Source organism: Clostridium sp. 1001270J_160509_D11 (assembly GCF_015667935.1).
Lineage (GTDB): Bacteria > Bacillota > Clostridia > Peptostreptococcales > Peptostreptococcaceae > Intestinibacter.
In genome coordinates this window covers 43,076-66,345 of sequence record NZ_JADPET010000001.1, presented here as the reverse complement: position 1 = coordinate 66,345, position 23,270 = coordinate 43,076, and the positions used below count along the sequence as shown (strand labels likewise).

At 29.5% G+C, this 23,270-nt stretch carries 21 protein-coding genes and 2 pseudogenes; 1 reads left to right on the top strand and 22 read right to left on the bottom strand.

The window, feature by feature from the left end; genetic code table 11:
• Positions 1-19: 19 nt before the first annotated feature.
• The 12 genes and pseudogenes from I4U58_RS00335 to I4U58_RS00280 form a co-directional block, all read right to left on the bottom strand.
• On the bottom strand, positions 20-349 hold the full coding sequence (locus I4U58_RS00335) for a DUF1904 domain-containing protein (protein WP_195928808.1): 330 nt from the start codon (positions 347-349) through the stop codon (positions 20-22).
• A gap of 58 nt (positions 350-407) precedes the next feature.
• The gene (locus tag I4U58_RS00330; RefSeq protein WP_195928806.1) at positions 408-710 is read right to left on the bottom strand and encodes a (2Fe-2S)-binding protein; all 303 of its coding nucleotides are present in this window, start codon (positions 708-710) and stop codon (positions 408-410) included.
• A gap of 177 nt (positions 711-887) precedes the next feature.
• Positions 888-1,790 (bottom strand): hypothetical protein, encoded by a 903-nt coding sequence (locus tag I4U58_RS00325; protein ID WP_195928804.1) that lies wholly within the window; start codon positions 1,788-1,790, stop codon positions 888-890.
• Positions 1,791-2,115: 325 nt separating this feature from the next.
• Positions 2,116-4,416, bottom strand: a complete 2,301-nt coding sequence (locus tag I4U58_RS00320; RefSeq protein WP_195928802.1) for an Ig-like domain-containing protein — start codon at positions 4,414-4,416, stop codon at positions 2,116-2,118.
• Positions 4,417-4,542: 126 nt separating this feature from the next.
• Entirely contained in the window at positions 4,543-5,232 is a 690-nt protein-coding gene (locus I4U58_RS00315) for a lysozyme inhibitor LprI family protein (protein WP_195928800.1), read from the bottom strand.
• A gap of 129 nt (positions 5,233-5,361) precedes the next feature.
• Positions 5,362-6,036: a lysozyme inhibitor LprI family protein gene (locus I4U58_RS00310; protein ID WP_195928798.1), complete on the bottom strand. Its 675-nt coding sequence runs from the start codon at positions 6,034-6,036 to the stop codon at positions 5,362-5,364.
• Positions 6,037-6,188: 152 nt separating this feature from the next.
• Complete coding sequence (locus I4U58_RS14005) at positions 6,189-6,953, bottom strand: HNH endonuclease signature motif containing protein (RefSeq protein ID WP_195928796.1); 765 nt, start codon at positions 6,951-6,953, stop codon at positions 6,189-6,191.
• Between the two features lie 223 nt (positions 6,954-7,176).
• Positions 7,177-8,031 carry an aldo/keto reductase gene (locus I4U58_RS00300; protein WP_195928794.1) on the bottom strand — a complete coding sequence of 285 codons (855 nt, stop codon included), beginning with the start codon at positions 8,029-8,031 and terminating at the stop codon, positions 7,177-7,179.
• Between the two features lie 186 nt (positions 8,032-8,217).
• Positions 8,218-8,892 (bottom strand): annotated as a pseudogene (garR, locus tag I4U58_RS00295) (2-hydroxy-3-oxopropionate reductase); the annotation flags it as partial.
• A gap of 25 nt (positions 8,893-8,917) precedes the next feature.
• Positions 8,918-9,094: pseudogene (locus I4U58_RS14290) on the bottom strand (glucarate dehydratase); the annotation flags it as partial.
• A 218-nt stretch (positions 9,095-9,312) separates the two neighbouring features.
• Positions 9,313-9,651: a cupin gene (locus I4U58_RS00285; RefSeq protein WP_195928792.1), complete on the bottom strand. Its 339-nt coding sequence runs from the start codon at positions 9,649-9,651 to the stop codon at positions 9,313-9,315.
• Positions 9,652-9,654: 3 nt separating this feature from the next.
• Entirely contained in the window at positions 9,655-9,993 is a 339-nt protein-coding gene (locus I4U58_RS00280; protein ID WP_195928790.1) for a cupin domain-containing protein, read from the bottom strand.
• Between the two features lie 435 nt (positions 9,994-10,428).
• Here I4U58_RS00280 and I4U58_RS00275 point away from each other — a divergent pair, with 435 nt between their 5' ends.
• The gene (locus I4U58_RS00275; protein WP_195928788.1) at positions 10,429-10,962 is read left to right on the top strand and encodes a GNAT family N-acetyltransferase; all 534 of its coding nucleotides are present in this window, start codon (positions 10,429-10,431) and stop codon (positions 10,960-10,962) included.
• A gap of 156 nt (positions 10,963-11,118) precedes the next feature.
• Here I4U58_RS00275 and I4U58_RS00270 read toward each other — a convergent pair whose 3' ends face one another.
• The 10 genes from I4U58_RS00270 to I4U58_RS00225 form a co-directional block, all read right to left on the bottom strand.
• Positions 11,119-11,907 (bottom strand): permease prefix domain 1-containing protein, encoded by a 789-nt coding sequence (locus tag I4U58_RS00270; RefSeq protein WP_195928786.1) that lies wholly within the window; start codon positions 11,905-11,907, stop codon positions 11,119-11,121.
• Complete coding sequence (locus I4U58_RS00265; protein WP_195928770.1) at positions 11,891-12,238, bottom strand: PadR family transcriptional regulator; 348 nt, start codon at positions 12,236-12,238, stop codon at positions 11,891-11,893. The genes I4U58_RS00270 and I4U58_RS00265 overlap by 17 nt, the downstream gene beginning before the upstream one ends.
• A gap of 216 nt (positions 12,239-12,454) precedes the next feature.
• The gene (locus I4U58_RS00260) at positions 12,455-15,436 is read right to left on the bottom strand and encodes a type I restriction endonuclease (RefSeq protein ID WP_195928784.1); all 2,982 of its coding nucleotides are present in this window, start codon (positions 15,434-15,436) and stop codon (positions 12,455-12,457) included.
• An 84-nt stretch (positions 15,437-15,520) separates the two neighbouring features.
• Positions 15,521-16,309 (bottom strand): hypothetical protein, encoded by a 789-nt coding sequence (locus I4U58_RS00255; RefSeq protein WP_195928782.1) that lies wholly within the window; start codon positions 16,307-16,309, stop codon positions 15,521-15,523.
• Between the two features lie 2 nt (positions 16,310-16,311).
• On the bottom strand, positions 16,312-17,268 hold the full coding sequence (locus I4U58_RS00250; protein ID WP_195928780.1) for a hypothetical protein: 957 nt from the start codon (positions 17,266-17,268) through the stop codon (positions 16,312-16,314).
• Positions 17,222-18,424, bottom strand: a complete 1,203-nt coding sequence (locus I4U58_RS00245; protein WP_195928778.1) for a DUF262 domain-containing protein — start codon at positions 18,422-18,424, stop codon at positions 17,222-17,224. The genes I4U58_RS00250 and I4U58_RS00245 overlap by 47 nt, the downstream gene beginning before the upstream one ends.
• 157 nt (positions 18,425-18,581) lie before the next feature.
• Positions 18,582-19,934, bottom strand: coding sequence for a restriction endonuclease subunit S (locus I4U58_RS00240; RefSeq protein ID WP_195928776.1), 1,353 nt, complete (start codon positions 19,932-19,934; stop codon positions 18,582-18,584).
• Positions 19,934-21,961, bottom strand: a complete 2,028-nt coding sequence (locus tag I4U58_RS00235) for a class I SAM-dependent DNA methyltransferase (protein WP_195928774.1) — start codon at positions 21,959-21,961, stop codon at positions 19,934-19,936. The genes I4U58_RS00240 and I4U58_RS00235 overlap by 1 nt, the downstream gene beginning before the upstream one ends.
• A gap of 172 nt (positions 21,962-22,133) precedes the next feature.
• The gene (locus I4U58_RS00230; protein ID WP_195928772.1) at positions 22,134-22,922 is read right to left on the bottom strand and encodes a permease prefix domain 1-containing protein; all 789 of its coding nucleotides are present in this window, start codon (positions 22,920-22,922) and stop codon (positions 22,134-22,136) included.
• Positions 22,906-23,270: PadR family transcriptional regulator (locus tag I4U58_RS00225; RefSeq protein WP_243269511.1), on the bottom strand; the 365-nt coding region annotated here is incomplete at its 5' end. The genes I4U58_RS00225 and I4U58_RS00230, both read right to left, overlap by 17 nt.

Genomic DNA, 23,270 nt, shown 5'->3' with positions numbered 1-23,270 from the left:
TCCTATTGCTATTTTCTATCTAGAAATGCTCTCCATTTTCGTAATACTTCTCTTTTTCAAAAACTGTAAAAGCAAGATCCATGCTTTCTATATTTAGATTTTCTCTTATGTTATTAGTTATTATTTTGGCAACTATGTCTTGAATTTCTTGACCTCTATCAAACCAAGCAACCTCAACAAATGGGTATACATCTGCTATTTTGCCATCTCTTATAGCAACAGATTTTATACATTCTATCTCAAAATAATCTCTTGGGCATTTTACTGCCTCTACTAATTCATCGACCATTTTTTCGCTTATTTTACAAATGTCGTTTTCGTTAATTCCTCTTACTTTTATTTGTGGCATGTCGTCCTCCTATTGTCCAATTTGTAATGATTTTATAATAAATAAACTCGTTTGTATATTATCCTCTATTTTTTATGATACTTTGAAGTACTCCACCTTTACATTTGTCACAATCTGCTCCAGCACCAGTTGCTGCTGTAACTTTTTCTACTGTGTCTGCTCCATTTCTAACGGCTTGTGCAACTTCTTCTACAGACACATTTCTACATTTACATGCATTTTTTAACACTGCTTCCATTTCTTTTGCTTCGTCATCATTTTCTATAACTATATCAGTCATTCTTTTTAAATCGTCTATCGTTCTCGCTCCATTTGCTTGGGCTTGTCTTATTTTTTTATATTTTTCTATTGCTAAGTTCATATGTAAATTCTCCTTCTAGTCATTGTATATAGTATACACTAATTTAGACATACTATGTTGTGAAATTTATAAGCTATTTACAGATTTATTATTTTCGCTATTTATAAAATTTATTATTTTAGCAAAACAAAAGCGGGGATCTCTCTTCTCCCGCTTTCGATTATTAAAAATTATCTATTATTCCTCAATTTCCTCAACTGTAAAATCACCATTTACAAAATACTTCAAATCGTTTTCATCGCCCCAATCACAATTTATAGTTCGTGAGTTGTAGTTTGTATCGTGGGCAATTATGTAATTAATTTTCCAAATTCCACTTTCGCTTGTCTCGCTGACAGTGTAATATCCTTCCATCATGTTTGTTTTTTCGTTATAAGTTAGTTGAATTGTTTCACTTTTGTTTGATTGTGGCTTTTTATATACTATTATTGCTTTTTGAATTGATGTTTCGTCTGTAATCTTAATACTTATCTTGATTTTGTCTCCTAATTTAGCGCTTTTTTGGCTTACTTTTAATGTAGACATGTCTATTTTTGGTGCGTTGTATTCTGGATTTGTATTACTAACTGTAAAATCACCACTCGACAAATCTTGTCTATTTTCTAAAGTAGTGTCGTTTACTGTAAGTGAGTTGTAGGTATTTGTCGTACGATTTCTTTTATCGACAGTTAATATGCTTTCAACCTTCCAAGTTCCAGATTCACTGCTATCTAAAATCTCAATATACCCCTCATAATACTTTGTTTTTTCATTATAATTAAGCTCGATCATCTGAAGATTGTCCGTCATTCCTGACAAATAATAAATGTATGCACTTTGCATATCATCTTCGTCTTTTATCTTAACGCTCACCTTCACCTTGTCTCCACTTATCGCCTGATTCTTGTCCACTTTTAACGTAGCATAATTTACGACTGGTTTCTTCAGTGTTTTGTTTGATGTTTTTTGAGATTCCACAATTTCATTTTTTTCGGCTGCTTTTGCATCATCTAATTGTTGATTTTGAGAGCAACCTGTAAAACTAAACATCATTACAAAAGATAATATCGAAATAGTCCAACTTGCAAAATTCCTTTTCATACGTACCCCCCCTTGATTTTTTGTGATCCCCCTCTTAATTATATTGTATCACCTTAATAAGACCCAAATATCATAAACCGTACGTCAAATAATCCTATCATTCGATTTGTATATTTTTATTTTCGACATACAAGTACCCCGTTTTACAACAAAAACATATTTACATTCAAAAAAGGACTATAATGGAGAAATTCCTCGTTTCCCGCGTGATAATTCACACAAAAAAGGACAAAATTTATGTTTAGAAAATTTTAAAATTTGCACAAAAAAAGGAATACAATTGCGTATTCCTTTTTTCTCTATAAACTACTCTAAAATATTAAATTTATTTAACAACTATAGTTTTTGATGTTGTTGTATATCCAGTTTTACTCATATTGATGACAACTTTTGTTTTTGCTCTTTGCTTTGGAATTACTATTTTGTAGTTTCCATAAGCATCCACAGTTACAGTTTTCCCGATTTGTCTTCCGTTTACATACGCTCTTACTGTCGCTGTTTTCAGACCTTTACCTGTTATCGTTGTCGAAGTATATCTTATTGTGTTGACTGTGAATGTCGGGAATGTGTTTAACGATACTGATATAACTTTTAATATATCTGTGTATCCTGTTTTACTCATCTTCACAGTTACTTTCGCTCCTGCTGCTTGCTTCGGTATTGTTATTTTGTAATTTCCATAAGAATTCACAGTTGCACTGTTTCCAATTTGTCTACCATTTACATACGCTCTTACCGTTGCAGTCGCTAGCCCTTTACCTGTTATTGTTGTCGATGTCGGGTTTATCGTATTTACTGTGAATGTAGTAAATGTGTTTAATGTCACCGCTACATCTTTCGACACTTCTGTGTATCCTGTTTTACTCATCTTCACAGTTACCTTCGCTCCTGCTGCTTGCTTCGGTATTGTTATTTTGTAGTTTCCATAAGAATTCACAGTTGCACTGTTTCCAACTTGTCTTCCGTTTACATACGCTCTTACCGTTGCAGTTGCTAGCCCTTTCCCTGTTATCGTTGTCGATGTTGGGTTTATCGTATTTACTGTGAATGTAGTAAATGTGTTTAATGTCACCGCTACATCTTTCGACACTTCTGTGTATCCTGTTTTACTCATCTTCACAGTTACCTTCGCCCCTGCTGCTTGCTTTGGTATTGTTATTTTGTAATTTCCATAAGAATTCACAGTTGCACTGTTTCCAATTTGTCTTCCGTTTACATACGCTCTTACCGTTGCAGTCGCTAGTCCTTTCCCTGTTATCGTTGTCGATGTTGGGTTTATCGTATTTACTGTGAATGTCGGGAATGTTTTTAAAGATGCTACTTTTTTCGGCATTTTACTTAATAGTAGTACCATCTCTTCCCTAGAAATCTTTGAATTTACATTGTACTGATAATTATGTGGTAATACATTTAATTCGTATAAATGTACCATATTATTAAAATCAGTTGAATTTAAATTTTTGAATACTGTTTTATATTTGTTTTTCACAGTTTCACTATATTCTTTATTGTTATAATCTTTAAATAAGTTTGCGACACCTAATAATGTCATTTTTTCTGATGTATTACTTGTCGTATATGATGTTTTTAAAGCTTTATTTGTCGTATTTACAAATTCATACTTGCTTACTTGTTCACTCCCTGAGAACTTTCCTGTAGAAGTCATAGTTAAAACTCCATTTGCCAAGTATTGATTTATAACAGCTTTTGATGATGAATATCTAATATCATAAAAACTTCTTTGCAAAATAGTTTTATAATTATTAAAAGTATAAGTCAGTAATTTGTTTATATCTTGGAACATTTGCGTACGAGTACTTTTACCGAAAAATGAACAGATCACTTCTCTTCCTGAGCTATCTTTCGCTGTTGTAGCTAATGCATATCCAGCTTTGTCAGTTGTACCTGTTTTTGAACCTATTATCGTGAATAAATTCTTAGAATAGCTATAATTTCTTAAGAAGTTATTTGATGCAAGTAATGTCTTTGATTGTCCATTATAGTAGTTTTTTATCACATATTGTGGCTTTTTAACGATTTCTCTAATTGTGTCGTTTGTCATAGCGTATCTTGTCAATTTCGCAATATCGTTTGCCGTCGAATAAATATTTGGATTTGCATGCCAGTCCATTCCAATAGCATTGTCAAAATAAGAATTATTCATTCCAAGTGCTTTAGCTTTTCTATTCATCATATTGACAAATTGTGCGCTACTTCCTCCAACTGCCTCTGCAATAATTTCAGCCGCATCACCTGCTGAATAAACTAAAAGCATGTTTAAAAGTTCTTCCAAAGTGTACGAATAACCCGCTTTTAGATTTGCTGATGTCGTATCTGCATCAATCTTATCTATAGTAGATTGTTTTACTGTTATCCTCTTTGATAAACTGCAATTTTCAATTGCAACTATTGCAGTCAATAACTTTACTGTACTCGCAGGATAGATACGCTTATTTCCCTGCTCAGACATGATTATTTCTCCCGAATTAGCGTCCATAATAGTGTATGCATGTGCATAAACTGTAGGTCTTGCTGGTGCCGCATGCACATTAGCAGTAAATATACCGCTTGATATTAGCATTACAAACGCTAAAAATAAAGATATGATTTTTTTGTTTTTTGTCATAATTCCCCTCACATTGTATATATATTGTCTAAATTTAGTATAATAGGGAATGATTGTCTAAGTCAATACAATCATTCCCTATATCTAACATTTTTGAACAAAATTCTCTATATTTTTACATATCACTTACTTCATATACCAGTTAACTAATTCATAACATCTCTCTTGTGTAGTATTAGCCTTTGAAAGTATCAACTCTAGCTGTGCCATAGTCCCACCTTCATACTCAGCTGCATCTTGTTCAGCCTTGTTATCTCTATATGTTATCCATTCTCTTTGCTTTTGTCTAAGACTATTCATCTCGCTTTCAGATAACTGATTTTTCAGCACTCCATAGATTTTATTTAACTCATTATCCCACAAAGTATAAATTTGCGTTGCACTATTTGTCATTTCATATGTAGTGTATCCATCTAGCATATTATTCGTTTTAGCTTCCAAACTCGCTAATTCTTGCAAATATGTAGATTTTAAACTAGCAGACTGATTACTGTTGTTTTGTGTACTTTGACTATTGTCTTTATTACTAGCCTCTTTGCCTTCTTTCTTCTCATCCGACTTGTCGTTATTTGACTCTTGTGTCGAATCTTTACTATCTGAGTTGTTTTGCCCAGACTCATCATTCTCTCCCTCTAACTTATTTTCACTCTTTACGACATTTTGTTCTTGCTTTTGATTTATTGTCGAATCCTGCATCATAAGCACAACCCCTACCACAATCACAAATGCCGAAACTAACACCTTCGCCACTTTCGATTTTAGCAGGAAGAATAAAACAACTGCCGCTGCTACAAATATAACTATTATTGGTACCATTATTTCCCCTCCTTATATGGTCTATATTATTTATAACATATAATGGATTTTGGGGATATAGTATTTTACTAATAAATCCTTATAATGTTAAATTTTGTGTCGAAATATCTATTTAATTATAATAATTTGCTATTTAAAATAAGAATTAACCAATTCATAACATCTATCCCTTGTCATACTGAGCTTTGTCATAGACATCTCATAAGGCGCAAAAGTCCCAGGTCCATTCTGAATTTCTACCTGTTTTACTGCACTATCCCTCTCATTTATCCACTGTATTTCTTCCTGCTTAAGGGCCGCCATCTCATCTGCTGGCAACTCCTGCTTTAACACACCATAAATCTCGTTCAATTTATCATCCCACATTTGGTAACTTTCTGCAGCTATCCTTCTAACCTCTATCCATGGAATATCATCAATTTGCTGCCTTTCATCAGTTTGCACCGTCAACTCATCCAGTTGTGCTAAATATTTACTTTTCAATCCAACAAGATTATTGTTGCTTGTGTATGTTTTTGTGCTATTTGCTTGATTTGATGATTTTGTTGATTTATTATTTTCTTGATTATCTGTCTTATCACTTGATTTGTCGTTATTTGAGTTATCGCTTTTTTCGCTTTTACTTTGACTTGCCACCTTGTTTTGGCTCTGTTGCTCTTGGTTTAAATCTTGCCCCTCTTTTATAAATACAATTCCTATAACTAAAAGCACTACCGAAAATGCAATTGCGGTTATTTTTGATTTTTTTAAAAAGAATAAAGCTAGTGCTAGTGCTGAAAGTATGATTATTACTGCTACTATCATATTTATTCCCCCTGTTTTTGTATTGTTTAATTACTACTCTATTAAAGCCATATAACTAAAACCTCAACATATATTTTAAGTAAAGTTTAGCACATTTTATAAATCATTTATTAGTTAATCCATATTTATACAAATAAAAAACATCTACAAAATTATATCTTAGCTCCCTTACTTCTATTACACCTCCAACACAATATCTGCAAATTACCCTCAGTTGTCATTCCTCCTTTAGATAAAGGAATTATATGATCTATTTCCAACAATAAATTCGGCTCATCTTTATTGGATAATCCACAGATTTGACAAGTATAACCATCTCTTTCTTTTATCTTTTCTCTTAACTTTGGTGTCATTAATGCCCTTTGACCTGCTACACTTTTCTTGAATTTTATCTTTTGTAATAAATATTTTATAAATTCTTCTAATTCTTTCAAATCAAACACAACATCGAATGCTCCAGTTATTTTTCCATACTTACTTATACATCTAAAAGTATATGTAGGAAAGTATGAATCCTTTAAATCTATATCCTTAAATCCTAGTTTTCTACTTAATCTTTGTATCCCTGTAAATCGTCTAATAAAATAAGGTAATTCTTTTCTTATCTTTTTTATAATTTCATCTCTTTGTCTTTCTAATAATTTTTTACCTTCTTCCACAGCTAAAAAATCATTTAATGTCTTTTCTAGTTTTTCTAGAGTTTCTTTATTAATTTCTACTGTAAAAAATTCACAAAATGATGAGATAGTATCATCAAATACTTTTCTAAACCTTCTCTTATCCCCCAAAATATAAGTTCTAGAATCACAATTTATCAAATCTTCTAAATGATTTTTTTTACCTTTACCTTTTTTGCTCTTAGAATAATTTAAATTACTTTTATACTTACTTCTAAACCCCAAATCCACACTCTTCATATCCTCTATATGATCATTTAACTCATTACATTCCTTTGTATATACCTCAATCTCTCTTTTAATTGCCTTAAACCCTCTAGTTCTAAAATACAGCTCTGATAAAAATAAATAAATTAATATCGTAAGCCAAATTGTAACCATTAAATCAATTATAAAAAGCCGTATACACAATAATCAAAATCATCATGTATACGGCCTTTATTAATATATTTTAATCCATCCCCTAAACAATATCCAAATAAACCTTCCTATCAGGAGCCGGAAACTCCCTATCCATAATCTCCAAATCCCCCTCATCAATCCTCACATCAGCCACCTTCGCATTTCTAAGTGCATGTTGTGGGTTAGATGTTCTCGGTATTGCGATAATATTATCTTTTTGCAATACGAATGCAAGCAGCAATTCTGGTATTGATAAATCGTATTTCTCAGCGATTTTTATTAGTTCTTTATTTGTCATTAGCTCGTGTTTTAGGCTTGCTCCTTGTGCCATTGGGCAATATGCCATAACGGGGATATTGTGCTCTTTCATCCAAGGATAAAGGCTATATTCTATCCCTCTTGAGCCTAGGTGATATAAGACTTGGTTTACTACGCATTTGTCTCCATCTTTAACAGTCATAAGTTCTTTCATATCGTCTATATCGAAGTTTGAAACTCCCCATCTTTTTATTTTACCTTTTTTAACAAGCTCCTCCATACATTCCACAGTCTCGCTTAGGGGTACTGCCCCTCTCCAGTGAAGTAAGTACAAGTCAAGATATTCTACTCCCATTCTTTTTAGTGTATTTTCACAACTTCTAAATATGTTTCTTCTTCCTGCATTATGTGGATATACTTTTGATACTAAAAATAGTTTTTCTCTGTCATATCCTTTTATTGCTTTTCCGACTAATTCTTCTGCTAACCCTTCTCCATACATTTCTGCTGTATCGATAAGCGTCATGTTGTTTTCTATTCCTATTTTTATACTTTTAATTTCGTCTTGTTCTTTGGATTTATCTTCTCCCAAAAACCACGTCCCCTGTCCTAATTTCGGCATCAACGCTCCATCTTTTAATCTAACAAATCTATCCATTTTGGCCCCTCCTTATCAATTATTAACACTTAATATTTCACTTATATATAATTTAAAACTTCACTCTATCTTAAATTATATATCATTTTAAATCCTATATTAATTTATTCCCAATTAAAAAACAGATTATGTAGCAAAGCCACATAATCTGTAGGTATATTTTGAGGTTAAATCAAATGTTGAAACCTAGTTTCCTTTTCTAACAACTTGAGCGTTTGCTAATTTTTCATAGTATTTAACTAATGAAGAGTGGTCTTCTGTTCCGCATCCATCAAGTTTTATTGCTTGCATCATTTCCATAACTGCTGCAGTTAATGGTAATGGAGCTCCTACTCCATGAGCAGTATCAAGCACGTTTCCTAAGTCTTTTATATGTAAATCTATTCTAAATCCTGGTTTGAAGTTTCTGTCCATAACCATGTTTGATTTAGCATCTAATACTGTACTTCCAGCTAATCCACCTCTTATAGCTTGGTATACTAATTCTGGATCAACTCCAGCTTTTGTAGCTAATATATACGCTTCTGACATTGCTGCTATATTTAATGCAACTATTGTTTGGTTAGCTAATTTAGTTATGTTACCAGCTCCTATTTCACCAGTATAAACTACTGACCCTGCCATAGCATCCATAACATCATAGCAAGCGTCGAATACTTCTTTATCTCCACCAACCATTACAGACATTGTTCCGTCTATTGCTTTTGGTTCTCCACCACTTACTGGTGCATCTATCATCTTAACGCCTTTTTCTTTTAATGCTTCATATATTTCTCTACTTACTAATGGAGCTATTGAACTCATGTCTATTACTACTAATCCTTCTTTTGCTCCTTCTATAACACCATTTTCTCCTAAAACAACTTCTTAAAGATTCGCATGTATAATCACCACCATGAATTTCACCTATTCCTGTATTTCCTGAGCTATCTTTTAATATAACTATATTTCTTGTGAAATATGGTGCATGAGCCCCACTTAATGTCATCAACATACTGTCATACCCTGCAACAGGTATTACCTGCATCTCTGTAACTATTGGTGTTCCCTTTTTTGTCTCCATTACTTTTTCCCCTTTTGATATTATTTTATTAAACTTTATTTTGAAAAGCTTTTCATCTTTAAAATATATTGTTATGAATCTTTTATTTAATTCTATCTATTTGTTAAGTTTTTTTCAATCTCGATTTATACTTTTCGTTATACCGCACAACACTTTTGTATATTTGAACAAAAAAACCGTACACACAACAATCAAAATCATCATGCATACGGTTCTCACTAATCAACCTTAACCAATATATTAAACAGCTTCACATCAGTCAAAGCCTCAACTCCATATTCTATATCAGACTCCATAGCGATTATGTCCCCAGGATTAATTACCTTTTCGTCGTCTTTATTATATACAATTTTTGCGCTGCCTTCTAACATAACAAACAGCGTTTCCATTTCGTAATATTCCTTGCTTATACTTTCGCCTTTTGGAAATGAGAAAAATCTTATTTCTGTGTGGTCGTTGTCGATTAAAGCCTTGCTCGCTATCGATTTGCCTGAATGATTAATCATATCAGTTATTTTGATAACTTCGTGAGGCTTGATATTTCTTAGATATTTCATAGTCTATCCCTCTCTAACTACGACTAAAAGCATCTTCATGTCTTCTTTTGCAGTTACTTGATGTTGTATATTTGCTGGCATTACTACAAATTCTCCTGCTTTTGCTTCCATAACGTCGTCACCTATTTTCACTGTTGCAACACCTTCGTGAATGTATATCATTGCGTCGCCTTTTGCTGCATGAGGGCCTACTCCTTCGCCTTGTCCAAATGCCATAGCAGTTATCCCTACACCGCTTTTTTGTGCCATTGTTACTGTTTCTATTTGACCTTCATTACATTTTACTAAACTGCCAAAATCTATTGGTTTCCCTTTTTCTACGTTTTTTATTAATTCTTGCATTTTAATTTCTCCTTTTTATATATTTTTATAATTTTTTAGATTTATCTCAATAATGATATTATTTCTCTTCTAACCTTTATAAATTCATCAGAGTTTATATATCTTTTTCCTATATCATCTCTACTTAAGATGATTTCTTTTTCTACTGTGGAAAACAAGTTCTCGTCTTTGACAAACATGCGGGCGAGATAATTTGGTGTAGATAAACTTCATTCTATTCTTATGGACTAAAATTTTAGGTATATGGATAGGCGAAAATGAAATTTCTAAATTCTAGTACTCTATACTTACTGATTTGAAAATAGAATAATATACTTCAAACCAGTCATAAAAATATCAAAACACAAATACATTATAGTTGGTAAATCATTTTTGAAGATTTATAATATAAGATGAAAATATAATTAACATATAAATTATTAAGGAGATATAATTATGCATAATATCAAAGAATTTATAGATATGAATGAAAAAGATTTTGATTCATTTTTTAATATATTAGATAATTCTTTTCCCAAAAGCGAAAGAAGAGATTATCCATCTCAAAAGGATTTGCTTTCTATAAGTAACTATCGCCCTTTCGTATTTAAGGAAAATGATGAAGTATTGGCACTTATGGCTGTTTGGGAATTTAACGATTTTGTATATGTAGAACATTTAGCTGTCGACATCAAATTGAGAGGAAAAGGTGTCGGTACATCATTAATCAAAAATTATTTAAATAAATGTGACAAGAAAGTCTTCTTAGAAGTCGAACCTCCAAACTGCGATACATCTAAAAAAAGAGTTTCATTCTATGAGAAACTAGGATTTTCTTTTAATGATTTTTATTACTTACAACAACCTTTAAATCCTGGCGATTCTCCTTTTAGATTAAATATCATGAGTTATCCTGAGTCGATAGATGAAAAGGAATTTGATAAATATAAGAAGGATATATATAGGGATGTGTATGGTGTTGAGATTTAGGGTCAATAGGGATTTCAAAGAATTTAATTTTTAAAAAAACTAGCTAAACTTAAAATTTAGCTAGTTTTTTCTAACTCTGACTTATACCTTTTTATATAATTATCCCACTACTATATTAAAATATAATTCATCATTCCCCTTGCCAAAAATCAAAAACTAAACCATATTTACCCTAACTCTACCCTTGTATTTTAATATTACAGATCTCAACAATAAAATAATTTCTATACAAAAACTAATCATACCTATAACTAAAATATTTCTAAAAAAGTCGTTATCTCTAACTAAAGGATTATGCTTTATTTCAACGCTAAAATAAGCTTTGTCCCCTTTTGATGTCAGTTCATTTGCAGTCCCGCCTACACTAAAAAGCCAATTATTTTTGTTATATTCTGTAGAATATTCATATAAAGTTTCTCCACTGTAGTCTTTTGCAGGATTCATAAAAATTCTAAGGTTTACTACATTTTTAAATTGCTTGTTTTTTAATAGCTTATTTATTTCACCTTCATATTTTGAAACATCATATATTTCATTTGAAGATACTATATAGTTTAATTTTGAATTTAATCTTGATTCGACATAAAAAACAGTACTGTCTAACTTATGTCTTTGAAATATAATCAATGCAACAATTACTAAACATATTGCCGATATACTTCTCAATATCTTTCTACCAAACTTCTTCAATTTTATATTTTCATGTTTTTTTATATTTTTATGCTTAGTTGTCTTAAGCGTTTTATGTAACTCATTTAACATATCTTTACCGCCATCAAATTTTTCGATAGCTTTATCATATGCCTCTTCTTCTGTATATCCTTGTTCTATAAATTCATTTGCAGATAATATTAAATGTTCTCGCAGTTCTTCCTTTAACTCCAAGACCTCCGAGCTATTGTCCCCTTTATATAATAAGTATAAATATTTATCTATTTTCTCCATTATAATTTCTCCCGTCTAAATATTTGTCCATTATTTTTTTTACAAAAATCCATTCCTGAACTTTTAAGTCCAAATTACGAATTCCCTCTTCTGTTATTTTGTAATATTTACGTCTATTGCCTGGACCTTGGCTACTTTGCCAGTATGATTCTATCAATCCTTTAGATTCCAATCTTTTCAAGGATATATATAACGTACCATCTTTCAATTCAAAAGTTGTTTCATCAAGCACATTTTTGGCTATTTCAAATCCATAAGAATCTTTTTTCTCAAGTATCGCCAATATCAAAGTATCTATATGCCCCTTTAAAATTTCCTTATTTAATTCCACAAATTCACCTCCAAAATTAAATCATTGTAATACAAGGGTTTGTAAAAATAAAACCTCGCATAACAAGCATTATATATTATTAATACTCGTTATGCAAGGATTATTTGTTATTTTTATGTCATTTAAGTACATAAAAATAGGAATTATACCCAATGATACAACTCCTATTTATTTAGAAATAAATTATTTTTTAAACCATACTAATTTAATAAGCTACTATTTATTAGCCTCAGCATATATCTTCTGTGCCAAATAGTTAATCATATAATTTTGTAAATTATTATTAGTAAGTATCTCTCTAACTAATCTGTCATTTCTATTTTTAGTCTTAACTATACCTCTTTTGAAATAATTTTTTCCGAAAGTAGTAACTAAATCGTCATAACTATTTGCCTTAGCTATATCCATGATGTTTTTATCTTTTTTAAACATTTCCTCATACTGATCTATGATGATTCTATCTTCTTCCGTAAGTCCAACACCAAATACATCATTGATTTTTTTAATTATATCATCTAGGTATTCTTCCTCTTCTTCTGATACACGAGAGGTTGCTGTTTCAGATATACCAACCAACTCACCTTCACCATGATAAAGTGATATATCCTCACCTTTTTTATCATCATTACCAAGTTTTTGTAGCTTATAATAATCTAGACTTAGCATATCGTCAATGTCTATTCTTTCCTTACCCTTTTTGGGCAACTTTCTAAGAAGTGCTACTAAATAAACTTGTAATCTTAGAAGATTTAAGTTTTTAAAAGGATAAATTTGAATTAAAAAGTTATAGAAAGTAATATATTTCTGACATTTCTTTTTAAACTCATCTGCCCTTTTTTCATCTTCTTCCTCTATATAGCAATATCTCTCAACAGCTTTATCGATAATATTATTCATCTTTGCATCTTGATATGGTTTTCTATCTTTTTTATAAAATAATATAGTAAAATCATTTACCTCTTCATCAGTATATACACCATACTCATGCAGCTGATACCATAAATCATTTACTACGTTGGGATCAGTCACCTTATCTATATTAGTCATCTCAAAATAAGGCTTGTACGCATTTTGGATATCCTCAATGCTATTTTGGAAATCTAATATAAATGTTTGCTTGTTAGGATAAGTTCTATTAAGTCTCGATAAAGTTTGGACAGTTTTTACACCATCTAATTTCTTGTCCACATACATAGCACAAAGTTTTGGTTGGTCAAATCCTGTTTGGTATTTTTCTGCAACTATTAATATTTTAAAATCATTTTTATCAAAAATATTTGGTAAGTTTGACTCATTTATATCTGGTGCTACCTCTTGATTCATAGATACTTCTGTATACTCTTCATCCTCATGTTTAACAGTTCCAGAAAAAGCAACTAAAGACTTAATATTATATCCTTTTTCTTTTATATATTGGTCTATGGCCTGCTTATACATAACAGCATGAAGTCTACTTGCAGTAACCACCATTGCCTTTGCTTTTCCATCTAGCCACATAGACCTATTATCAACAAAATCATCTACTATTGTTTCAACCTTTTGTCTTATATTATGTTCATTTAAACTGACAAATTTAGTAATCGCTCTTTTTGCCTCTCCCTTATCAAACTCAGGATTATCAGCTATTTTCTTTCCAACTTTATAATATACATTTACTGGCATAAAGTTCTTTAATACATCTAATATAAACCCTTCTTCTATTGCTTGTTTCATAGAATATAAATGGAACTCATGAGGTAACCCATCTTCGCCTATTCTACCAAAGACCTGCATTGTTTTATTCTTAGGAGTTGCAGTAAATGCAAAGAAACTAATATGATCAAGATTCGTTCTCTTTTCTATAAGTTCATTCATTTTATCTATACTAGATTTTTCTTCTTTCTCAAGTTCATTATCAATTTTTTTAGCTTCTTCTAAAGTTTTTACTGCTAAAGTTTGCTTCAATGCATTCATATTTTCTCCAGATGTAGAAGAATGTGCCTCATCTATTATAACTGCATAATGTCTTTTCTCATGACTTTCTATTTTAGGCAAAGCATATTGGAATTTTTGTATAGTCGTTATAATAATCTTTGCTCTATTATTAATAGCATCAGCTAGGTCTGATGAATTCTTTTTATCATCAATTTTTACAACTAGACCATGCTTATGTTCTAATTGATATATAGCATCTTGCAACTGCTTATCAAGCACTTTTCTATCAGTAACCACTATTACAGAGTCAAAGATAGCATCATTATTTTCATCATGTAAACTTGATAATCTGTGAGCAGTCCAAGCTATGGTATTAGTTTTACCACTACCTGCACTATGCTGAATTAAATAATTTTTCCCTGCTTTATTAATTTTCAAATCAGAAACTATTTTTCTCACAGCATCTAACTGATGAAATCTAGGAAATATTGCTCTTCTATCCTTTGTGCCGCCTTTTTCTATAAAGTAAAATCTTTTAACAATATCAAGTAAGCTATCCTTTGTCAAAATCTCTTCCCATAAATAAGATGTCTTTTCTTTACCTTCTACTGGAGGATTTCCCTTACCTCTGTTATTTCCTTTGTTAAATGGTAAGAAGTAAGTGTTTTTACCTTTCAATTCAGTAGTCATGTATACTTCATCTGTATCAACAGCAAAATATACTAATACTCTTCTATTAAATTCAAACATACTTTCTTTTGGGTTTCTGTCTTCTTTGAATTGTTTGATAGCATTGTAAACATTTTGATTAGTGAATTGATTTTTTAACTCCATAACTATAAGTGGGAAACCATTTAATGATAAAACCATATCTAAAGTATTGTTGTGCTTATCACTGTATTTTAACTGTCTTGTTACTTTGAATATATTTTTCTTATAATTTTCATAATCAGTTTTGTTTGTAGTTAGATTTGGCTTGTTGTAGAATAGCTGGAATTTTCCATTCATCATCATATCTTCCACACCATTTCTAAGCACACTTATAAGACCTCTTGATCTTATGTTTGAATTAACTAAATCCACAAAGGCTTTTTTATAATTGCTTCCTCTGTTATATTTAAACTCATCAAGTAGTTCTTTTTGAGTATTTTCTAAAAATCTAAATAAATCTTCTGTAAACAAGCAGTTTGATAAATCAAACTCTTGTGAGTGTCCTTGCTCATAACCAATCGATACTAAGTAATTTTCAATTGATTCCTCTAAATTTTTCTCTTTTGGTAACACTGATGCCCCCTCCTATACTATTACCTAATTTATATAAAATTTATAAAAACCCTCTATAAAGTTTATATTGAGGGTTTTTATATACTAAGTTTTACATTTTAGTTCTGAATACACTATAATTCGTTCACATAGCTTTATCGCATCATTCAGACTTATACTATTTAACTTATCTATAAACAAATCAGCTACTAGATTATCATACCTTTTCTTTCTAGGTATTTGCTTAAAATAAGTTACATCTTCACATACTTTTATTATTTCTCTTGTTCTATACTGTGAATCATTTAAGTTAAATCTTTCTATATGTTTATTTATAAATTCTATCTCTTTATCTGAATATTGAAATTGTTCACTTGCTATAAATTCTTGTTCTAACAAATTATATTGTATTACATACTTATTATTTGTAACCTTATTTACAACTCCAAATGGTTGTAATATTATTTCTGCTGTATCTTTTTTTAAATATATTTCTTTTAAATCTTCATATTGCTCACATGGTGATAAACACGTTTGTTCACTACATGTACACTGACTTTCAAATAATTCTATTTCTTTTTTCTCAAGTGCTCTTTTATATTCTCCAGTTTTTTTAAATGATAGATTACACTTAATACAAGCTATTGATATATTTATATTACAATCCTTAAGTTTATAAGAATTTTTCTTTTCTATAGAATGCTCCAAGTGTCCCGATAATTTGTTATCTATATACACTTTACTATAACAATACATACAATAATTATCTGATGTTTTTAATAATAATTCTTTAAGATTTTGTTTCCCTTTTTCCTTTGAGTAAGTATAATCTTTATTTATATCATACTCTGGTTCAAAAATAGGTATATCTAATAAAAATAAATCTTTACTCATTTTTACCAATTTTTAATTTGATTTATTAAAAATAACTGTGAAGTAGTTAAGTAATTACTTTCAACCTTTTTAAGATCCTGTTCTTCAATTTCACCCCAACATCCAGTTATTTTTAAACTTAATAACCTTCTTAAAGTTATATTAATATCATCTTTATTATCATCTATTGTTTTATCATATAAATCTCTAAATATTTCTTGTACATCAGTAATTGTATTAAAGTCATTACTATCTAAACATTGATAATTTTCATTTTTCAATATTATTAGATTAAAGTTTTTTGCAGATGCCATAACATCTGCTGAATGAGTTGTTATAACCCAATTAAACTCATTAAATTCATTTTTCAAAAACTCTACTATATTTGATTTATTTCTTGATGATAAATATTCGTCTATCTCATCTATAACCACAGTTATTTTGTTATTACCTTTATTTTTATGTATATAAATAATTTCTAAAAATAGCCTAATTATAGCTTGATATCCATTAGATAAACTCTCTATTTTATTATCTACAAAAAGTTTTTCCTCGCTAGAAAATATACCATAATTCACTTCTTTCATCGTAATATCAATATCTATAAATTTTTTTAATAACATTTTTATTTCTTCCATATATTCTTTAAATATTGCTTCTATACGTCCTGTTCCATCTCCATAAATATCAAATGAATCTTGCAAGTTAAATATATTGTCATTTAATCTATATTTACTTATATTTTGGAATTTTGTATTTATGCTTATTTCTCTATTTATTATTTTTGATGAATCAAAGGTCCTGTTTATAGCATCTATAAAATAGTATTTATCAAAAGATAAATTTACTAAATTTCGTAATATTTCTGATTTTCCACTTGAATTATCCCCTATTATAATATTATCTTCATGACTAAAATTAGATTCATGTATTTTATTCGTAACTGCTGTTAATGTATTCTTGTACTTTTCTATAGACATATTCTAACCTTTCTTTAACTTTTGTTTTTGCTGAGTTAGGAGATTTAACATAACTTTGATATTTAGGATCATCTATAATATTCTCACAAAGTTCTTCAGTAATTTTATATTTATTATTATCTGTATACAAACTTGCAAAGTACAAACTTTCTAACAATAAATGAGGTACTTTCGTATTTACTTCAAATCTATCTATAAATGATGTTAAATCAATTTTATATCTGTTGACTTCATAGTCATCAAAATTCACAGCTTCATCTGAAAAATCATTTAGCATTTTAGTATAAGAGCCATTATATTTATTTATAATAACTTCTCCATCATCTTTTAACTTAAAATATTTTTGAATAGCTGAAAATCTTAAAAGCAATTCTACATCTTTACTGTGCTTATGCTTATCTCCAAATATAGTTCTCCACTTAGTATTAACATCATTTATTTCATGAAGCATGTCATAAAATTTAGATTGATATGCACCATTTCTAATTTCCTGATTTTTAAGTTTTGTTCCACCACTATTCAAATTTTTAAAAACTGTATAAAGTATTCTATTTTTATATTTTGTATTTCCAATATTAATTTCTATTATTGTTATTGGTGTAAAATCTAATTTCCTTTTAACAATATGATCTAAATTGTCATAACTTATATCTTCTTCATGTATTCCATCATTTATGTATTCAAATTTATATTTATAATTTCTTAATAATTTCTTGTCTTCTAATAATTGTTCAAAACTCATATTATCATTCATTAAAATAGGATCTATCATAATTTTAGATAATTCTGCGCTATTCTTTTCTAAATTTTTAAAATATTTTCCTTTATAATATAAGAATAAACTAAGTATTCTTTGTTGACCATCTAGTATTTCCAATTGATTCAAATTATTTCTATATGCATAAATAGGTGGTATAGGTAAGCCTCTAAGCAGAGATATCGCCAATTCCTGTACTTGTTCTTTTGTCCATATAAATTTTCTTTGATACTTAGGTATCACAAAATTCATTGAATCAAATCCTTCTACCAATGTTTTAAATCCTATTTCTGTTTTTACTTGGCTGATATTCATATTAGTATTTATACTACAATCATTTTCTTCTGTTATTTTTTCATCTATACTAATTTCATTTCTTTCATGACTTATATTCATCATAATATCACCACCTTTTATTATTTATTTAATTATAACATATTGATTATTTATTATAGTATAGAAAGTCAACTATAAAAAACTTACTCTTCTGTATATAATTTTCAAATCTACTTATAGCATTTATATTATCCTATTTATATTAACTAGATACTAGAAGTTAATCTAGTATCTCTATTTTTCCTGTTACTGCTTCACTTATTAAACTTTGTTTAGCTTCTTTTAGTTTTTGTATTTGATTTTTAGTGTTATTTAGTATTTTATTCATATAATGTAATTTTAACTCCAGAAACTCACAAATTTCTACCTGTTCTAATTTATCATAACTCAAAGCAAATTTAAATTGTCTTAAATCTCTTATAAGCACACTTGGTTGCATTTGAGATGAGTTAAACCAAGTTATCTGCTTATGACATTCATTGCTATTCAATAGATAGGACAATAACTCTGGAACTATTTTATCATTATGAGTTATTTTAGCTATATTTTGATTAATATGATATTTATTATCTTCTTTTATTAATGTTGCTTTACCTATACTTCCTACACAAGGAAATACTATATCTCCTTTATACAATTTAGACCTATTTAATCTATTTGATAGTTTAGATGATATTCTTTCTATATTATTTAAATTTAATTCATTTATACCAATATTTTGACCTCTTAACGCAATTATTTCTCCATCATCATCAGTTTCCCAATATGATGTATACTCTGCTCCTGCTAATCTAGTTAACTCAGCTATATTACTTAGTTTGTTCACTTCCCAATCCTTAGGTATCTCACCTAACCACTCAACTCCACTATCTTTCATCTCATCATTACTTCTCTTAACTAAATCATATCCATCATCATTCTTAATAACCTTCATCTTACCAGTAACAACTTCACTTATAAGACTTTTCTTAGCTTCTTCTAATTTTTCTATTAATGCTTCTTTTTTAGATATTATTGAGTTAAATTTCGAAGTCTTTTTATCAAGAAAGTTAGCTATTTTCTCTTGTTCTTCATCTAATGGTATATTTATATATAACTTTTTCCCATTATCAACATTTATACCACCTTGAGCTCCTCCAGTTTTATAATACTCAATTTGCTGACTCTGACACATTAAATAGTAATATAAAAACTTAGAATTATAGCTATACTTAGGCACAAATGCCATTACAGACTGGTTTGCAGTTGAATCAAATTGCAAATAACCTACATTTCCACATGTTGCTCCAGTCATAGCTAATACTGTTGTATTTTTAGGAATTAGTTTTGTAGAACTCTCTTTTAAACCTTGATTTGTAATGTATCTACTAACATTTGTAATATAGCAATTTTGTACTTCTCCAGAGTTTATCCAAGGAATATCTCCATCCCAATATTTAGGTTCATTAGTACTAGGTGTTCCTCCTGCAAATACATCAAAATAATACTGTGCTTTTGCTTGATTCCAAGATTTAGGTATATTACCTAACTCCCCCTTTATTAATTCCTTTTGCTCTCTATATCTATACTCCATTATCCAAGCACCTTCCTTATCTCTAGTGCAATCTCACTTTCTAACTCTTCAACTTCTTTCATGATATCAGCAAAAGTTCTTAACTCTTCATATTTATAGAAATGTCTAGTAAAAGGTATCTCATAACCCACATTACCAAAAGTACTCTCATCCATATATGCATCACTCACATGAGGTTTTACCTCTTTTTCAAAATACTCATACACATCATCTTTTAACACAATACTTTCTGTATCTCTAAGAGTTGAATCACTTTCTACATTTCCTTTAGAATCTCTGCAAACTTCTGCATTTTCATTTCTTTCTCCAATAGCTCCTACTATTGCTTTTATAAGTCCAGCAGCTAGTGTTATGCCAAACTCTTTAGATTTAGCTTTTAACTCTTTTACAAACTCATCTCTGCTTAAGTATTGTTTTTCACTGTCAAAGCTTTCTAGAAGTTTAACTAATTTTTCTTGTTTTTCTCTTCCTAATCTTTCTTCCTCTGCTTTAACTTGCTCGTCTTTTTTCTTAGATACTGCAAGATTTATAAACTGAGTAGTATTTTTTACATTTTCTATCGCTTCATTATTTACCACAAAGCTTAGTTTTAAAGGTCTATCTATTGTTATTTTTCTGTATCCAAAATCTTCATTATCAAATATTTTACTATTTTCATTTTCTTCAAAGTTTACATACAGTTCTTTTATTTCTTGTATTTGCTCTTCAGTTATTTCTTTTCTCTTATTACCTAAACTTTTTCTCATATTTTGATAGTAGTTAGTAGCATTTACAAGTTGTATTTTGCCTTTTCTTTTTTCTTCTTTTCTATTAGTAAGTACCCATATATATGTTGCTATTCCTGTATTGTAGAACATATCAGTAGGTAGTCCTATTATTCCTTCTAATAAATCATTTTCTATTATCCATTTTCTGATGTTAGATTCTCCACTTCCTGCATCTCCTGTAAATAGTGGTGAACCATTGAATATGATTGCTATTCTACTTCCTTCTTCATCATCATACATTTTGCTTATCATGTTTTGTAGGAAAAGTAGTGAACCGTCACTTACTCTAGGTGTTCCTGCACCAAATCTTCCATCAAATCCTAAGTCTGATTCTTCTTTTACTATTTTTTCTTCATCTTTCCAAGTTACACCAAAGGGTGGATTTGAGATAAGGAATCTCATATGTTCATTTTTAAATCTATCTTGTGTAAGAGTGTTACCTAATCTTATGTTGTCAGGATTTTGTCCCTTCATCAGCATATCTGCCTGACATATGGCAAATGATTCATCTAGTAACTCTTGTCCATATACGTTTACTATGGCAGAAGGGTTTATTTTTTCCACATAATCTTCACCTATTGATAACATTCCTCCTGTACCACAGCAGAAATCTCCTATTGATATTACTTTTCCTTCTTCTGTTAAGAAATGTTCTTTTCCCATAAATAACATTTCCATACAAAGTCTGATAACTTCTCTTGGAGTGTATTGCTCTCCTGCTGCTGAGTTTTCTGTAAATCTTCTTAGCATTTCTTCATATATGTAACCCATTTTGTTATTTGAAACTGCATTTATGTGAAGATCTACTTCATACATTTTGCTAAGTACTGCAAATAGTTTGTCTTTTTTATCTAATTGGTTTATTTCATCTTTAAATTTGAATTTACCTATTATTTCTTTTACATTGTTAGAGAATCCATTTAAGTATTCTTCAAAGTTTGATTTTATATTTTCACTATCATCTAACAGTTTTTTCCATGTGAAATCACTTACATTATAAAATTGTAAATTCATGTTATGGTTTTCTTTTAAATCAGCTATTACTATCTCGTCTTTTTCTTCTTCTGGTAAGAAGTCGTATTCTTTATATACGGATTTTATTATTTCTCTATCATAATCATCTAGTAAGCAGTCAAACCTTCTTACTACTATCATTGGTAGCATTACTTTTCTGTAGTCTTCTTCTTTATATGTTCCTCTTAAACTTTCTGCTATGTTCCACAAAAATGCAACATGGTTGAAATTATTATCTTTGTTCATTTTATATCTCCTAATCTTTTTATTAAGATAGACACAATATTAGCCTATCTTAATATTTTATTACTATAATAATTTTACACATTAAGAAGATTTTTATCTATATTTATTTAAACTTTTACCTTATTCATCACTCTAGTTTTAAATCATCATTCCCCTTGCCAAAAATCAAAAACTAAACCATATTTACCCTAACTCTACCCTTGTATTTTAATATTACAGATCTCAACAATAAAATAATTTCTATACAAAAACTAATCATACCTATGACTAAAACATTTCTAAAAAAGTCGTTATCTCTAACTAAAGGATTATGCTTTATTTCAACGCTAAAATAAGCTTTGTCCCCTTTTGATGTCAGTTCATTAGCAGTCCCGCCTACACTAAAAAGCCAATTATTTTTGTTATATTCTGTAGAATATTCATATAAAGTTTCTCCACTGTAGTCTTTTGCAGGATTCATAAAAATTCTAAGGTTTACTACATTTTTAAATTGCTTGTTTTTTAATAGCTTATTTATTTCACCTTCATATTTTGAAACATCATATATTTCATTTGAAGATACTATATAGTTTAATTTTGAATTTAATCTTGATTCGACATAAAAAACAGTACTGTCTAACTTATGTCTTTGAAATATAATCAATGCAACAATTACTAAACATATTGCCGATATACTTCTCAATATCTTTCTACCAAACTTCTTCAATTTTATATTTTCATGTTTTTTTATATTTTTATGCTTAGTTGTCTTAAGCGTTTTATGTAACTCATTTAACATATCTTTACCGCCATCAAATTTTTCGATAGCTTTATCATATGCCTCTTCTTCTGTATATCCTTGTTCTATAAATTCATTTGCAGATAATATTAAATGTTCTCGCAGTTCTTCCTTTAACTCCAAGACCTCCGAGCTATTGTCCCCTTTATATAATAAGTATAAATATTTATCTATTTTCTCCATTATAATTTCTCCCGTCTAAATATTTGTCCATTATTTTTTTTACAAAAATCCATTCCTGAACTTTTAAGTCCAAATTACGAATTCCCTCTTCTGTTATTTTGTAATATTTACGTCTATTGCCTGGACCTTGGCTACTTTGCCAGTATGATTCTATCAATCCTTTAGATTCCAACCTTTTCAAGGATATATATAACGTACCATCTTTCAATTCAAAAGTTGTTTCATCAAGCACATTTTTTGCTATTTCAAATCCATAAGAATCTTTTTTCTCAAGTATCGCCAATATCAAAGTATCTATATGCCCCTTTAAAATTTCCTTATTTAATTCCACAAATTCACCTCCAAAAT